The organism is Bacillus sp. AFS029637 (assembly GCF_002584985.1).
GTDB lineage: Bacteria > Bacillota > Bacilli > Bacillales > Bacillaceae_G > Bacillus_A.
On sequence record NZ_NUPZ01000023.1, the window covers coordinates 194,282 to 210,464 of the forward strand.

A 16,183-nucleotide genomic window follows, 5' to 3' on the forward strand; every position below is an offset into this window, starting at 1 on the left:
ATGAGTGTAAAAAAAGAAAGAGTAGATGTACTATTAGTAGAGCGAGGACTTATAGAAACGCGTGAGAAAGCGAAACGAGCTATTATGGCCGGACTCGTATATGCGAACGAGATGAGACTTGATAAGCCAGGAGAGAAAATCCCACAAGATACAGAAATTACGGTGAAGGGACAAGTTATGCCGTATGTAAGCCGTGGTGGTTATAAACTTGAAAAGGCATTAGAGACATTCCATCTTGATTTACAAGATAAAGTTATGATAGATATTGGTTCATCAACTGGTGGCTTTACAGATTGCGCGCTTCAAAATGGAGCGAAATTATCTTATGCATTAGATGTAGGATATAATCAACTTGCGTGGAAATTACGTCAAGATGAGCGTGTTGTCGTAATGGAGCGCACAAATTTCCGTTACGTGACACCAGCAGACTTAGAACGTGGTTTACCGCAATTTGCTAGTATCGATGTTTCATTTATATCATTAAAGCTTATACTGCCTGTTTTAAAAACGATGCTTATGCCTAATGGTGATGTAGCGGCGTTAATTAAACCGCAGTTTGAAGCTGGAAGAGAGCAAGTTGGGAAAAAAGGCATCGTTCGCGATAGAAAAGTACATGAAGCTGTCGTAGAAATGATTGTCGATTTTGCTTTAAAAGAAGGCTATAATGTGGAAGGCTTAACATTCTCGCCGATTACGGGTGGGGATGGTAATATTGAATTTTTAATTCATCTGAAATGGCATGGTGAACGTGAGAATGGCGAAAATCATTCTCCGGTTTCAGTTGAGCAAGTTGTTACAGAAGCGCATGACGTTCTAAAACAAAAAGGAAAAGGGGAATAACATATGTTGTTCCTCTTTTTGTTGTAATTGTATAATGATTGTAAAAACAATTGTGTACAAGTAACGAATTATACGTTAACATAAATAAGTGAAGTATACCAATGTTTAAACTATGGTAAGAGATAGTGTGAGGTGCAAATGTATGAATAAAGGTCAGCGCCATATTAAAATCAGGGAAATTATTGCGAACAAAGAAATTGAAACACAAGATGAATTAGTTGATATTTTACGTAATGAGGGATTTAATGTAACGCAAGCGACAGTATCGCGCGATATTAAAGAGCTGCACTTAGTGAAAGTGCCATTACATGATGGTCGCTATAAATATAGCTTGCCAGCAGATCAACGATTTAACCCGTTACAAAAATTAAAACGAAATCTAGTGGATTCATTTGTAAAATTAGACACGGCAGGACATATGCTTGTGCTAAAAACATTGCCTGGTAACGCTCATTCACTTGGGGCACTTATTGATCATTTAGAGTGGGATGAGATCATCGGAACCATTTGTGGTGATGATACTTGCTTAATTATTTGCCGTACACCTGAAGACACAGGTGTTGTCTCTGATCGTTTCTTAAATATGCTGTAACAAAAAAATCTTGTTTACTTTCCCCTGTAAAGTGGAAAGTAAACAGGATATTTTTATGGATTAAAAATATGTATTTTCAATTGCAATATAATATTTTGTTTGAATAAAGTTAGAAAATAGGTGGATTGACCCGTAAAACAAATGTTTGGTACAATGGAGCGGGTTAGAAAAGTAATGTATACATACAAACATATAGTATGACTATTTGAATAAAGAACTGAGAAAAGCCCTAATAGGGGATTAGTTTATAACGAGGTGAATGGGGCATTGTTATCGGAATTATCGATTAGAAACTTTGCTATTATTGAGGCATTAAATATTTCTTTCCAAAAAGGTTTAACGGTTTTAAGTGGAGAAACAGGAGCCGGAAAATCGATTATTATTGATGCGATTAGCTTGCTTGTAGGTGGCCGTGGTTCAGCGGAATTTGTTCGATACGGAACAGAAAAGGCTGAGATAGAGGGGCTATTTTATGTAGAAGATGATAAGCATCCGTGTATTGAAAAGGCAGAAGAGTTGGATATAGAAATAGAAGATGGCATGATTATTTTGAAGCGAGACATCGCTGCAAACGGAAAGAGTGTATGTCGTGTAAATGGGAAACTGGTTACACTTAGTATATTAAAAGAAATTGGGAAAACGCTTGTTGATATTCATGGACAGCATGAGACACAAGATTTAATGAATGAAGAGCGTCATCTGTTTATGCTCGATCATTTTGATGGAGAGCGTATTGTTAAACAATTGGATATATATCAAAATGTATACGCTGACTACGAGAAATTAAAAAAACAATTGAAATCGTTAAGTGAAAATGAACAACAAATGGCACATCGCTTAGATTTAATTCAATTCCAGCATGAGGAAATTCGTAAGGCTGATTTAAAAATGGATGAAGAAAATGAATTAACCGAGGAACGATTACAAATTTCTAATTTTGAAAAGATTTATAAAGCGTTAGGTGATGCGTATCGTTCGTTAAGTGCTGACGGACAAGGATTAGATAATGTAAGAAGCGCAATGGGACAAATGGAGAGTATTACACATTTAGATGAAGTGTACCAGGAAAACCATGATTCGATTGCAAATAGCTATTATTTATTAGAAGAAGTTGCGTATCAACTTAGAGAAAAGCTCGATATGATGGAATATGATCCGAATCGTCTAGATGAAATTGAGACACGTTTAAATGAAATTCGTATGCTAAAGAGAAAATATGGAAATACTGTAGAAGAGATTTTAGCGTATGCTGATAAAATTGAACAAGAAATTTTTACAATTGAAAATAAAGATGTTCATATTGAAACGACGAAGAAACAGTTAAAGGAATTAGAAAGTGTTATTCTGCAAGAAGCAACGTTGTTAAGTAATATGCGTCATGAGCTTGCAGAGCATCTTACAAATGCCATTCATCAGGAATTAAAAGAATTATATATGGAAAAAACGAAATTTGAAGTGAGAATCATGAAGAGAGAAGGAAATGCAGAAGAACCTCTTGTGGAAGGTACACCAATAAGACTGACAGCGGATGGTTATGATCATGTGGAGTTTTATATTTCAACGAACCCAGGTGAACCGCTAAAACCACTTTCAAAGGTCGCTTCTGGTGGAGAGTTATCTCGTATTATTTTAGCTTTAAAAAGTATTTTTTCTAAGCATCAAGGTGTTGCGTCTGTTATTTTTGATGAAGTGGATACGGGTGTGAGTGGTCGAGTTGCACAGGCTATTGCAGAGAAAATTTATCGTGTATCAGTAAACTCGCAAGTACTTTGTATTACGCACTTACCTCAAGTAGCTTCAATGGCGGATTCACATTTATTTATTCGAAAACAGGTAGCAAATGATCGGACAATTACATCAGTTACCGTTTTAACTATGGAGGATAAAGTAACAGAAATAGCTCGAATGATTTCTGGTGTGGAAATTACGGATTTAACGACAGAACATGCGAAAGAGTTGCTTACGCAAGCGCATCATTTTAAACAGACAGCAGAGGCTATCCAGTAATGGATAGCTTTTTTTCTCAAATGACGATTTCTTAATTCTTCCGGTTATAAATAAAGCACTGCAAGGAGAGATTAAAAAGTGAAGCCGATAGGCTGAATGTGGGGTAGGAGCGAGGAGAGTGAACAAATTGAAATTAGAAAGATTTCGCAAAATAATAGGTCTTTGTCTCCTTGTTTCTTTAGTTTGTATTGGATGTTTTAAACCGCTTCGGACGTTTATTTCATCACCGAAACAACTTGTTATTTTTGAAGGGCAACAATCAGAAATAGCTTCATTACCAGTTTTTCAAGCTTCATCTACAAATCGTCATGTGTTTACAGTGAGTTCAAATGAACAAAAACAAGGACTTATGGTAAATTCTCATCAAAATGGTGAAGCAGATATGGTGTTTCAACTTGCTGGTTTTCCAGTGAAAAAAGTAAATGTGAAAGTGCTGAAAGATTTTAAAGTGATTCCAGGTGGACAATCGATTGGTGTGAAATTAAACACAAAAGGTGTACTAGTTGTAGGCCATCATTTAATTCAAACTGAAAAAGGTAAAATATCTCCTGGTGAAACAGCAGGTGTGCAAATTGGAGATATGATTACTGAAATTAATGGTAAAACAATTGAAAGAATGAGTGATGTAGCACCATTTGTTCATAGTAGTGGTGAAACAGGTGAGCCGCTTAATCTTGTTTTGTTACGAGATGGAAAATACATTCGCACGAAGTTAACACCACAAAAAGATAGTGGTGAATCGTCTTATCGTATTGGCTTATATATTCGAGATTCGGCAGCTGGAATCGGAACGATGACATTTGTTCACCCAGATTCTATGAAATACGGGGCGCTTGGTCATGTTATTTCTGATAATGATACAAAGAAACCGATTCAAGTTGAAGATGGGCAAATTATGCGTTCAACAGTTACATCAATTGAAAGAGGAAGTCATGGGAATCCAGGAGAGAAATTAGCAAGATTCTCGCCAGATCGTGAAGTGATTGGTAATATTACAATAAACAGTCCATTTGGTATTTTTGGGAAGTTAAATACGAATATGACAAACGGCATAATGGATAAAGCAATGCCTATTGCATTATCAAATCAAGTAAAAGAAGGTCCAGCAAAGATTTTAACAGTTATTGATCAAGATAAAGTGGAATCGTTTGATATTGAAGTTGTTAGTACAGTGCCACAAAAATTTCCAGCTACAAAGGGTATGGTTATCAAAGTAACAGATAAACGTTTATTAGCGAAAACGGGTGGTATCGTACAAGGAATGAGTGGAAGTCCAATCGTACAAGACGGGAAAGTAATTGGTGCAGTTACACATGTATTTGTAAATGATCCAACGTCAGGGTACGGTGTTCATATTGAATGGATGTTACATGAGGCTGGAATTAATATTTATGATCAAGAAAAAAAAGCGAGCTAATTTATTAATTAGCTCGCTTTTCTGTTCAAAAATTCGTTGAAATTTTGTAAAAGCTCCGCAAGAGGTGTTTTTTGTTGTAAAATAAAAGAAAAGGGTTGAACGTTTCGTTGTATTTCTATGATGGAATGTGTTGTGAAAGGGAAAAAATGAACGATAAACATATTTTTTTGTGATTTTATCGGAAAGTAACAAACTTTAAAAGGGAATTTTCACACAATTGTCGAACAATTCATGTAGCCTAGAAGGATACACATGTCGGAGAATCGATTCGGTAAGGGAGGAAAAGCTGTGGAGAAAATTAAAGTATGTCTTGTGGATGATAATAAAGAATTAGTATCAATGCTAGAGAGTTATGTTGCTGCTCAAGATGATATGGAAGTAATCGGAACTGCTTATAATGGACAAGAGTGTTTAAACTTATTAAAAGACAGGCAGCCTGATGTGCTCGTATTAGACATTATTATGCCACATCTAGATGGTTTAGCTGTACTAGAGAAAATGCGCCATATCGAAAGGCTAAGACAACCTAGCGTAATTATGTTAACAGCATTTGGACAAGAAGATGTGACGAAAAAAGCAGTTGATTTAGGTGCTTCATATTTCATATTAAAACCATTTGATATGGAGAATTTAACAAGTCATATTCGTCAAGTGAGTGGTAAGGTAAACGCTACCATTAAACGTCCATTGCCATCTTTCCGATCAGCGACAACAGTAGATGGAAAACCGAAAAACTTAGATGCGAGTATTACGAGTATCATTCATGAAATTGGTGTACCTGCTCATATTAAAGGGTATATGTATTTACGAGAAGCAATCTCTATGGTATACAATGACATCGAATTATTAGGATCTATTACGAAAGTATTATATCCAGATATCGCGAAAAAGTATAATACAACAGCAAGTCGTGTCGAGCGCGCAATCCGTCACGCAATTGAAGTAGCATGGAGCCGTGGGAATATTGATTCGATTTCGTCCTTATTTGGTTATACAGTATCCATGTCAAAAGCAAAACCTACGAATTCTGAGTTCATCGCAATGGTTGCGGATAAGCTGAGACTTGAACATAAGGCTTCGTAAACGCTGTAGTAACAAGGTGTTAAGCGTATTTCATAACAAAATGTAATAACCAACGAATTACGTATGTAGGCAATAAAGTACATAGGTAATTGGCGGTTAATTTAAAAACCTTCTATTTATTGGATTGAAATTTTGATTCCAATAGCTAGGAGGTTTTTTTGTTGTATGAATAACTTTCAGATGAATGTCGAAAACTTTTTGCTTCATTGCGATGCAAAGCATCTAAGTAGGAAAACAATTCGTTCATATGACCAAACGTTGAAGTTATTTGCTTCATATTTAGAAAGAGAATTAAGGATTACGGATGTTGATAAGGTAAAACCTCTTCATATTCGGACGTATATTAAATATTTAAGGGAACGTGGTAAATACACATTTACATCTAATACAGCTAGTGAACAAATTAATTATCCAACACGTAGAACTGATTATGGAAAGACCATTAGCGAAACAACAATTGCTAATTACCTTCGTAATATTAAGGTGTTTTTCAACTTTTTAGAAGCTGAAGAGGATATCGTTAAGAATCCGGTATCTAAAATTGAATCGATTAAGCCGCAACGGAAACAAAAGATATTGTTATCGGTAGATGAAATAAAGAAAGTATTATACTCGATCGATATAAGTACATTCCATGGGCTTAGAAGTTACGTCATGATTAAACTTATTTTAGATACAGGTATACGTGCAGGAGAATGTTGTAGTATGCAAGCCGAAGACCTAGATATAAAAAATAAAAGTATCCTAATTACGAATCCAAAAAATAAGAAACAACGCTATGTGTATTTTTCTAATATCATGGCTAGCGATCTAAAGCGTTGGTTGAAGTATAAGGATAGATTTAGTGATGCAGAGTATTTGTTTCCTACGATAAGAGGGACAATGTTGAACGTTAATAATTTCGAAGCGAGTATTAGAAGCATTGGTAAAAAGGTAGGTATACATTTTACACCTCACCAATTAAGAAATAACTTTGCAAAGTATTACGTTCTTAATGGCGGTGATTGGTTTAGCTTGTCTAGGGTATTAGGGCATTCATCGGTAGAAGTAACGCAAAGGGCGTACTTAGACTTTACTGATGATGAAGTTAAAAATAAATACCAACGTCATTCGCCATTAGCAAGTATGAAATTTTAAGTCAAAGAAAAAAGTCACCTACTGCAATAGGTGACTCGAAATTAAAAGTAATGATTTACAACTAAATAACGGGGTTTCCGTACATTTAGCACTTGTATTATACCATTTTTGAAAAATGGATAGCAAGGTGTTTAGTTTCCTATTGTCTTTTTAGGTAATTAGAAGTGTTGGTGTGCGGTAACCCTGAACGTGGATACCGTGACCACGAAGGTATGCTGTGAAGCGTATCTCAAAATAGACGGGGTTTAATGTAGCCAACGCAGAAAATACATTCGGATATCGGTTTATTGACGCATTTATAACCGTATAACGTAAGCGAGGTAAAGGACACAAGCCTCGTATACCGAAGCCTAAGGGACGTAAAGTTCTAGCCACGATGATACTCAAGACGTGGACGGTGAAAAGTGTCTGGGGGGTCAAATAAGACGTAATTGTACGGCTGTAGTTAGTCATTTACTATTAAGCGGCGATTACGACACTGATTCACGGTTGTTTTCGTACTTTGTTACGAGGATAGCAGGTTTTGTAACGAATTACCCGAAAGGGAACGGTGTAGGGCGTGGACACGCACCGTACGGCGAAAAAACATTTTGTATTAATAGTCGATAAGTTACAAGCAAATGGTATAGCGTTTTGACAGCTATAACTAATTGCAGTCAATGCGTCTTTCTATACAATACGGATACCTCGTCGACATGACGATAGTATTGTGGATAGACTTTAATCTTGTGAATTTTTGAAAGGGAGAAGTCTATCCACCAAGCCGTTTTCCTCGTAACAATTCGATAGTCTGAAGACCTTCAAAGAAAAAAGTCAATGCGAATAACACAGAAATCTAAAAACTTTAAGCTGTTAGTTGGCTAAGATAAAACTAATATGCAAAGCATAGTAAAAATATAGAGAATGATTACTGTATAGAGAGTAGCTATAGATGAACATATAAAAGGACTATTAGAAGGAATGGAATATATGATTAGATTTAGGGGATTTGTCACCTTATTTAAAGGAAATTGTAAGTTTATGTAGATTTTTAAGACTGAAAATTATAAAATTTTAATTGATTTATAAATTTCTGTCAAATGAAAGGTGGATAATCAATGATAAATGAATTTAGGCATTTGGGTGAAGGGTATACAGTAATATATTGTCCAGATGCAGCAACGAAACAAGTGAAAGAAGTATATATTGAAACAGAAGATTTTTCAAAGGTTGATATGGCTATCAAGGGGGCATGGAAAAGTTGGAAAAGGGATAAGAAAAAATATATAGGCGGAAGTGATGGACGAAAAACAATTAATTTGGCACGACTCATTATGGGTATTGATAGTAGGATAAAACACGTTGTAAATTTAACAGATAATCCTTATGATTTGAGAAAATGTAATTTAATTGTTATGAATTGTGGAGATAATCAAAAATCAGATGTAAGAAGTAAGATAGAAGAATTGAAGAAAAAAGTGCCATCTATATCAAAAATTCAAAACAAAGAATCTCAAACATCAATGCAACAGCAGTTAGTATTGCACAACGATGAAGGTAGAAAGTATTTGAACCGTACTGAAGTAGCTGGAACTCTAGGGATTGGAAAGAGTACAATTAGCTATTGGATTAAACGAAATAACCTTTCTGTAAAAAGGGATGAAATGGGCAAGATTATATTTGATGATGAGTTAATAGGGAAACTAAAAGAGATAAAAGATACAGTGAAGCCGATAAAAAGAGAAAAGGTAAAAAAAGAGGATTCAGAAAAACAACAGAATCCCCAAAAACAAGATATTCGAATTATGAAAGATTACAAAACTAACGACTATTTATTAGTAGAAATAGAGAGTGCTGGCACACTTTCTGAAATAAGAAGATTTAATAAGAAACAAATAGAACAATTAAGAGAATCTTTTTCGAATATACTTTCATAATAAGATCGTAGGTTTCTTTGTCAATATCGTAGATAAAATTTAGGTAAACTTAAAGAAGCTGAGAAACCCACAAGTCTGCTAAATGTTTTCAGTAGTGACGGGGATACCTTATTAATAACAAGCTGTAATGAGAAATACAGATAGATAGCAAATATTGTATAGCAGGAGCGAATTTACGTTCTTGCTTTTTTTGTTATTCGGATAAAAATATCATTTGTTGTGACAAACTAACGAAAAATATTGTATTTATTACTGTATAAGACGGGAAAGAAGTTAATACTACGCAACAATATATTATGAAGCCTTAAGTAATACTAACTATTAACATTCAGAATCTTCTTAGATGAATAAATTTTGCATAAAGAAAGCCTACGGTACGTAACACCTAATAACGATGATAAACAAGACATTAATGGCAAAGAGTGTCGGGAGTTCAAAATAAGACATGGTTGTACGACTGGAGTTAACCAGTTACTCGTAAGCGGCGATCATGACACTGATTCACGGCTATTCTTGTATAAGCTTCATTACAAGGATATACGGGTTATTTAGCGAATCACCCGACAGGGAACGGTGTTGGGCATGGGAAACACATCCTACGGCGTGATATGAAGCCGATAAGCTATATACGGACGGTATATTAGTTTTATAAGCTATAACGGTTTGTTGTCAATGTAACCAATCTTAATTCGAGACCTCGCATCTAAGCCAGTACGAATGAGTGGGCTTTCCTCTTTGTTGCAAATTAACCGTTTCCGCTTTTGTTATCAATTTGATATTCCTCTTGAAGTCAGCGATCCGTTTCGTTGGCTTCTCTTTTTTTATGCCTACAATTATTTTCTCAAATAATATAAAAAGTTTCATTTTCTCTTTGTTAAAAGACCTCGCAGCATGTCTTAAGAGTGAGGAAGTCTTACACTACTTCCCGACCAATCATTTCCGATAGTGTTACTGATATTGCCAACAAATTCTTCCTAATTGGGCAAACGTGATGTAGGAGTCATGTTTGTCCTTTTTCCTATTACAACGATTAAATTTACATATAAAAACGGGGGTTACGTTTATGGAACAAAAAGAACTGAAAATACCAGTTATGTTGAATCACACGACTATCGGTATTTTACGAAAAATCAAAGGTGTTACGGCTTCTCAACTAGCGGATAGAATGCTTATCGGTCATTCAGCGTTAAATAAAGTAGAAAGCGGATTTACGCCAATTGCGGACTTAATGAATGTGCGTTTATGGAAAGCTTTAACGGGTCTGGGGTATTCCGTTGAGGAAGTGTATCTAGTCGATGCCTTTGTAAAACAAAAAGGGGGCGTTGTTGATGAAGCAGCGTAAGTTGACACCGCAGCAGTTAGAAATTTTGACTGATGTGTTCCAACGTCAAAGAAGCGGGGAGACGTTAACCGCCATTGCAAAAGACATAGGAGTCGATAGGCGAACCATCTACAATTGGCGAAAAGCTGAAGAGTGGGTCGAGATGGAACGTCAATTAAAAGAAAAACTTATAGCTGATGCGTATTACAGCGTCATGGATACATTGGTTCGTCGGGCTATTGATGGCAAATCACCAAAGTTCATTGAGTTGTACTTGAAGACACAAGGCAAGCTTACTGATGTATCAGAAATCAAAACAAAACAACAAATCAACATCGCACAGGACGGAGTAACAGAAGATTTGTTAGCCGACATTGATGCGATTCTAAACGGGGGATATTAAATATGACAAACGCAGTAGAAGTAGCAAAACAAACAGTAGAAAACTACGAGGGAAAACGTATTGAATTGCAAAATAAATTAGTAGAATTGGATACGGACATTCGTCGATTAAACAAAGAAATCGAAGCTGATTTCCAAAGTATTGTTATGAATGGTGGAATACAAAATGAGAAGCTACGTACGGAGTTATCCGCGGTTCAAGGGACACGAGAACAAGTGCTTATTATGTTAGGGAATATGGATAATCTACTTCAAGGTGCGTTAGAAGGAATGCGTGGTCAAGTCGAAGCAGACCGCGACAAGGTATTTGCGGAGATTCGTAAACAAGAAGAAGCACTTGCCGATGAAATCAAAACTGCTAAGCTGAATTATTTGCAATCACTTGTAAAACAACATGAATTAATCATGGACGCAAGCGGGGAACTGGGTGCATTCCGTGACATTGAAACTCGTTTAGGTATCCGACCGATTGATATGCGTACGCGTCGTTTAGTAGATTTTGATATGGCACAATCTTATTACAATGGCTTTCACCCTATTGTGACCGTCGAAGACGTACGTAAAGCCTATTTTGGAGAACTTGAGTACCATGCAGAACAATATGCAGAACAAAAATAACGAAAACATAGAAAAAGCAAGCGTCGTGCTTGCTTTTCTTTTTATATAATCAAGAGTATTTTATTCTTGATTTTTCTTTTCCCTTTCCTTCTTTTCTCCTTCTTCTATATTCCATTCATCGCCCCAGTAAATTTGAATTCCATCTCCTTCTCGCATGTTTTCATAGGCGGGAATTATAACTTGAACACCTTCTCTTGCATCTTCTATATTAATCAATTCATCCGTGTCTGGAATTTTTGGGATTGCTAATTCTTCTTTTGAATCATTTGATTTATTATTAGTCATCTTCATCTCTCCTCTGTAATTAAATAATTCCTACGTACTCCGATATTATTTCTACTTTTTATTTATAATAGAAGAAAACTGGTTAATTTACCTTTTTTAAAGGAGGCATATTAAATTTTTATTAAAAAAAGCCAAGTGTTTAGAACGGTGCAATAATTAAGCATGGTATAATTTCCTTATGAAATACTAGGAAAAGAAGGGGTATTATGGTTCGAGTGAAAAATGATTTTTCCTATCAACAGCAACAACTAGCAAGGGAGGATAACGCATGAGTTTAAATATGTATTTGGGAGAAGTGCAAAGCCAAACTCAAAGTATGAACGCTGTATGTAACGCTACCATTCAAGGTATGGAACAAGTCATTCAGTCGATTGACACCTTTGCAATTGATACTGTTCTACAAGGACAAACTTATAGCAGTGCAAAATCATTTTTTGTACAAACCTTTCGTCCGTTAGCACAAGGAATCATTTACTTATGTGAAGAATTAATCCGTCAAAATGATGCCTTTCCAAGTCAATTTCAATCACAAGTCGCTTCCACAGATGTAATCGAACAAGAAATATTAGAACAAATTCGAGAAATTGACCGAATGAAAGCAAGTATGGAAGCCATCAGTCAAGCTATGCCAATCCCAGGTATGGACGCTATGGCGAATCTTTTTACTGTCATGAGGAAAAAACTGCAAGAAAAATTAGAACATCTATATGAATTTAATTATATTTCTAGTAATAATTATGATACTGCACTCCAACTAGCCGCTAGCATTGCGACAGGTTTAGCAGAGGTACAAAGTGGAAAAGGCTTTAGTCCTGCAAGTGGTACATTTAGTACACAAGGGTTGAATATGGAGTGGAAAACTGCTATTCAAGCGATTGGAGAAGATAGGGCACGCCAAGCTAGCAATCTTCTAAATGACAATTTATCAGATGATAATATCGAAGAAGGTACAATGTATGATACCCCCCCTGAAAAATCTATGCTTAGAAAAATTTGGGACGGTATATACGTTGGTTCTGGGGAAGTTATCGGAGGGATTGTAGAAGGATTCAATTCACTAGACGATACAGTAACAAAAGAGAATATTAAGTATGCTATAGGCCATCCCCTAGAGACGGCATATACTGCGTGGAATACTTTTTCGGATTCATTTATGAATGATGTTTGGCATGGTGATGCAGAGAGTATTGCAAAATGGGGAACGAATACTTTTATGAACGTTGGATTAGGATGGGCTGGGGATAAAGGGATAAGCAGAGTAGGAAAAATAACTACACTCGGTGAAAGTGTGAATATAGCAAAATTCTCAGAAGGTATCTCGTCTGTTTCGAATCAAATACCATTGAAAAACCGATTTGCTTTTGCAGGTGCTAGCGGCTTTGGAAGCACTCAGATAAAAACTTTTGAAGCTTTACAAGAAGCCCGTGATACATTTATGTTTTCAAAAACTGGTGGGAAAACTAGAGTTAAAGATGTACAAGAGGTAATCCAAGATTACGCAGATAAGGTTCTTGATAAAGTAGATGTAAAAAATGAGTATCCCGATTCGTATACAGCATCTCAAAAATTGCGTGCAGAACTTAAAGAAGCAGGGATTGAACCACCACCGTATCCTAATGCGGCACATCATATTGTACCTTGGAATGATGGTAGGGCTGTGGAAGTACAGGAATTATTAAAAGAGATTGGAATACACCATGATGCTGCTGTCAATGGGGTATTTTTACCGTATAAAGTGAATGATTATGTGACCACTGAAGTATTGCATATAGGTAGCCATTCTAAAGAGTATATAAGAGAAGTAACAGAACGACTAAATAGTGTTGTGGAAATGGGTGGTACTCAAGCTGATGTAGCTGAAGTTTTACACAAAATAAGACAAGATTTATTAGAAGGTAAGATAAGATTAAATGAACCAAAGAAATAACTATATGTCAATAAATGGTGAAGGAGAATATACATATGAAGATTTGGCAATTAAAAAGTTCAACTAGTGATTATCAAACTTTTCAATTATTAAATTATGAAGAGGACAAAAAATATTTTAAAAATGATTTTAACTCTACAGTGAGTTTGTCAGATTCATGGACAGTTAAATTTATTGAGATTATAGATGAAGGGTATCAAAGTGATTGTCCTATTTTTTGGGGGAAATCTGGTGTACAAATAATTAGTGAGAAAGCTAAAGGAGTATTAGAACCCTTAGTAGGCAATAATGTTGAATTTTTACCATTAATTCATAAAACAACAAACGAAAAGTACTATGCTATTCACGTTTTATGTGTGTTAGATGCACTTGATATTAATAATACAATATTTGAAAAATTAAGTTCAGGTTTAATAATAGGCTGTGAAAAATTTGTATTTATTCCTAGTGTTGTTCAAAATGAAATGTTTTTTAAATTGTATATAAATGGAAAGGTTCACCCGACCTATATTTTGGTAGCAGATGAATTTAGAAATGCAGTTTTAGAAAGTGATTTAAAAGGTTTTGAATTTGTAGAGATATGGGATTCAGAAGCAAATATGTAGTTAAATTGACTTTCAAAAGCTGACAGACATTATAAAAAAGCAGAACCTCAGCTTTCATCAGGTTCTGCTTTTTTGCTACCTACTACCTCACATATACACAGGCTTCATTTGCTGTTACATAGTATGTTTTGCCATTGTAAATGGTAAATTAAAATTAAATAAACCGAAGAAGGAATAATTTTATTTATGCTAGAAAAATAGTAAAGGAGAAAAAAGATGAAAATTTGGCAATTAAAAAGTTTATTTGATCACTATAAATCTTTTCAACTATTAAATTTGAAAGAAGACCGTAAAAAATATTTCGATGAAAAAATTGATTTGGCAATAAAGCTATCTGATTCATGGGGAGAAATTCTTGTTGAATGTGTAGAAGGAGATAACCATAGTGATTGTCCTATGTTCTGGGGGGAACTTGGCACGCCGATGGTTAGTAGAAAAGCAAAAGAGGTATTAGAACCTCTAATTTGTAATAATGTTGAGTTCCTTCCGCTAACCCATGATGTTACAGGTGAAGTTTATTACCTAATAAACGTTTTAAATACAATTGATGCAATTGACTACAATAAAGCAGTTTTTGAAAAACTAAGTACAGGATTAATAATAGGTTTCGAAAAATACGCATTTTTGCCTAATATAGTTGAAGGGCAGATAATATTTAAAACCTATTTAAATCAAAGATTACACTCCTCTACTGTTTTAGTGTCTGACGAATTTAGAAATGCAGTTTTAGAGAGTGATTTAAAAGGCTTTGAATTTGTAGAGGTATGGGATTCAAAAGCGGACATGTAAAAGAAAGTCCTTAAAATAACTGATAGGAGTTAACAGCATGGACACAAAAGTTTCAGAAATCCTAAGAATGTTAGACAATTATGAGGGAAATGAGAAAGGAATTTTTGAACAGATTCAAGCTGAAGCAATGGTGAAATTTATATGTGGAAAAATCTGATTTTAGAAATTGAAAAAATAGAGAAAAGTTTTAATGATAAACTGAGTACGCCAGCAACAGATAGCGAAGTTCAGAAATTAAGAGAACATGCAAAAGAGAAATTTAATGTTGATTTACCGAGTGAATACGAAGAGTTTCTTAAAATTATAAATGGTTTAGATTTTAATGGGCTGGTACTTTACGGAGTTGATTCTCCTTTACTAGAAACAGAAAAAGATGAACAAATTTGCGGCTTTATAGACACGAATGAGATTTGGTATGAAAATGAATTTCAAAAAGAGTATCTTTTCTTTGGGGATTCAAATATTGCGTGGTTTTGCAAAAACTTATCAGACAGTACTTATCTAGAACTCGATAAACCATCTGGCACAGTGATGAACACATATAATGATTTCAATACAATGCTTGAGGAAGTATTGAAAACAGCCCATCTGTAATAAGGAGGTAATTAAAACATGTTTAATTTTTTGAAAAAACACATTGTAGCAGACGAGAGTATTAAATCTAATCAAAAACCTATTTTTTATCCTTTATCAAAAGAAGAGATAGCAGAAGCAGAAGATTTGTTGAAAATGCAATTCCCAAAAGAATTAAAACGTTTCTATGAGGAAATTGGCTATGGATTTTTAAAGACTAATAAGACTCTTATTAACAGATTCATGGACCCATTTTCTGTTGCAGATTTTCGTTTAAGACAAGATATTTATGAATATAATCCTAATTTCGACGATGTCGATGATGAAGAATCACTAGTATTTTTTGAAGTATCAGAGATTAGCTTTTTAACAATTAAATTTAAGCAGGAAAATGAAATAGGTCAATGTCCTATATATTATGGTTCAACGAAAATAGAGGATTCTTTAGAAGAATTTTTAATAAAAATGGAAGAAAATCCTGATTATTATATTTAATAGATATCAATTCTATTTTTTTAAAGTAGTGCATTATTGGTTCATCATTTTAAGAATTGTTTTCTAGCTTATGTGATTGCGAAGACAAATAATAATTAATTATGAGTAACAAAAGTAAGACTTATGTGAATTACGCATAAGTCTTTTTAATATGTATCCCACAGTTAAGAGGAAGT

Annotated in this window: 17 protein-coding genes; 16 read left to right on the plus strand and 1 reads right to left on the minus strand. The window is 34.8% G+C overall.

Annotated elements, in window-relative coordinates; all coding sequences use genetic code 11:
• The 11 genes from COE49_RS12190 to COE49_RS12240 all read left to right on the plus strand — a co-directional run bounded on the left by COE49_RS12190 (position 1) and on the right by COE49_RS12240 (position 11,333).
• Positions 1-840 carry a TlyA family RNA methyltransferase gene (locus tag COE49_RS12190; RefSeq protein ID WP_088230974.1) on the plus strand — a complete coding sequence of 280 codons (840 nt, stop codon included), beginning with the start codon at positions 1-3 and terminating at the stop codon, positions 838-840.
• A gap of 142 nt (positions 841-982) precedes the next feature.
• A complete protein-coding gene (argR, locus tag COE49_RS12195) occupies positions 983-1,432 on the plus strand; it encodes an arginine repressor ArgR (RefSeq protein ID WP_001032581.1) in 450 nt (149 codons plus the stop codon).
• A 267-nt stretch (positions 1,433-1,699) separates the two neighbouring features.
• Complete coding sequence (gene recN, locus COE49_RS12200; protein WP_088230975.1) at positions 1,700-3,439, plus strand: DNA repair protein RecN; 1,740 nt, start codon at positions 1,700-1,702, stop codon at positions 3,437-3,439.
• Positions 3,440-3,557: 118 nt separating this feature from the next.
• Positions 3,558-4,856, plus strand: a complete 1,299-nt coding sequence (gene spoIVB / locus COE49_RS12205) for a SpoIVB peptidase (protein WP_088230976.1) — start codon at positions 3,558-3,560, stop codon at positions 4,854-4,856.
• A 288-nt stretch (positions 4,857-5,144) separates the two neighbouring features.
• Positions 5,145-5,939: a sporulation transcription factor Spo0A gene (spo0A, locus tag COE49_RS12215; protein WP_033665531.1), complete on the plus strand. Its 795-nt coding sequence runs from the start codon at positions 5,145-5,147 to the stop codon at positions 5,937-5,939.
• 165 nt (positions 5,940-6,104) lie between these two features.
• Positions 6,105-7,076: a tyrosine-type recombinase/integrase gene (locus tag COE49_RS12220; RefSeq protein WP_088230978.1), complete on the plus strand. Its 972-nt coding sequence runs from the start codon at positions 6,105-6,107 to the stop codon at positions 7,074-7,076.
• Positions 7,077-7,466: 390 nt separating this feature from the next.
• Positions 7,467-7,685, plus strand: coding sequence for a hypothetical protein (locus tag COE49_RS27300; protein WP_140417375.1), 219 nt, complete (start codon positions 7,467-7,469; stop codon positions 7,683-7,685).
• 488 nt (positions 7,686-8,173) lie between these two features.
• Positions 8,174-8,992 carry a MerR family transcriptional regulator gene (locus COE49_RS12225; RefSeq protein WP_088230979.1) on the plus strand — a complete coding sequence of 273 codons (819 nt, stop codon included), beginning with the start codon at positions 8,174-8,176 and terminating at the stop codon, positions 8,990-8,992.
• Positions 8,993-9,998: 1,006 nt separating this feature from the next.
• Positions 9,999-10,334, plus strand: coding sequence for a helix-turn-helix domain-containing protein (locus COE49_RS12230; protein WP_240522861.1), 336 nt, complete (start codon positions 9,999-10,001; stop codon positions 10,332-10,334).
• Positions 10,321-10,716: a phBC6A51 family helix-turn-helix protein gene (locus COE49_RS12235; protein ID WP_088230981.1), complete on the plus strand. Its 396-nt coding sequence runs from the start codon at positions 10,321-10,323 to the stop codon at positions 10,714-10,716. Before COE49_RS12230 ends, COE49_RS12235 begins: the two co-directional genes overlap by 14 nt.
• 2 nt (positions 10,717-10,718) lie before the next feature.
• Positions 10,719-11,333, plus strand: coding sequence for a hypothetical protein (locus COE49_RS12240; protein ID WP_088230982.1), 615 nt, complete (start codon positions 10,719-10,721; stop codon positions 11,331-11,333).
• Positions 11,334-11,393: 60 nt separating this feature from the next.
• Here the strand turns inward: COE49_RS12240 and COE49_RS12245 are convergent, their stop codons facing one another.
• Complete coding sequence (locus COE49_RS12245; RefSeq protein ID WP_088230983.1) at positions 11,394-11,618, minus strand: hypothetical protein; 225 nt, start codon at positions 11,616-11,618, stop codon at positions 11,394-11,396.
• A gap of 268 nt (positions 11,619-11,886) precedes the next feature.
• Between COE49_RS12245 and COE49_RS12250 the strand changes: the two genes are divergently transcribed.
• From COE49_RS12250 to COE49_RS12275, 5 genes are all read left to right on the plus strand, one after another.
• Positions 11,887-13,545 carry an AHH domain-containing protein gene (locus tag COE49_RS12250; RefSeq protein ID WP_088230984.1) on the plus strand — a complete coding sequence of 553 codons (1,659 nt, stop codon included), beginning with the start codon at positions 11,887-11,889 and terminating at the stop codon, positions 13,543-13,545.
• Between the two features lie 35 nt (positions 13,546-13,580).
• A complete protein-coding gene (locus COE49_RS12255) occupies positions 13,581-14,150 on the plus strand; it encodes an imm11 family protein (protein ID WP_088230985.1) in 570 nt (189 codons plus the stop codon).
• Positions 14,151-14,366: 216 nt separating this feature from the next.
• The gene (locus tag COE49_RS12260) at positions 14,367-14,939 is read left to right on the plus strand and encodes an imm11 family protein (RefSeq protein ID WP_088230986.1); all 573 of its coding nucleotides are present in this window, start codon (positions 14,367-14,369) and stop codon (positions 14,937-14,939) included.
• Positions 14,940-15,080: 141 nt separating this feature from the next.
• Positions 15,081-15,533: a YrhA family protein gene (locus COE49_RS12270; RefSeq protein ID WP_088230987.1), complete on the plus strand. Its 453-nt coding sequence runs from the start codon at positions 15,081-15,083 to the stop codon at positions 15,531-15,533.
• Between the two features lie 18 nt (positions 15,534-15,551).
• Entirely contained in the window at positions 15,552-16,007 is a 456-nt protein-coding gene (locus tag COE49_RS12275) for an SMI1/KNR4 family protein (RefSeq protein ID WP_088230988.1), read from the plus strand.
• Positions 16,008-16,183 lie beyond the last annotated feature (176 nt).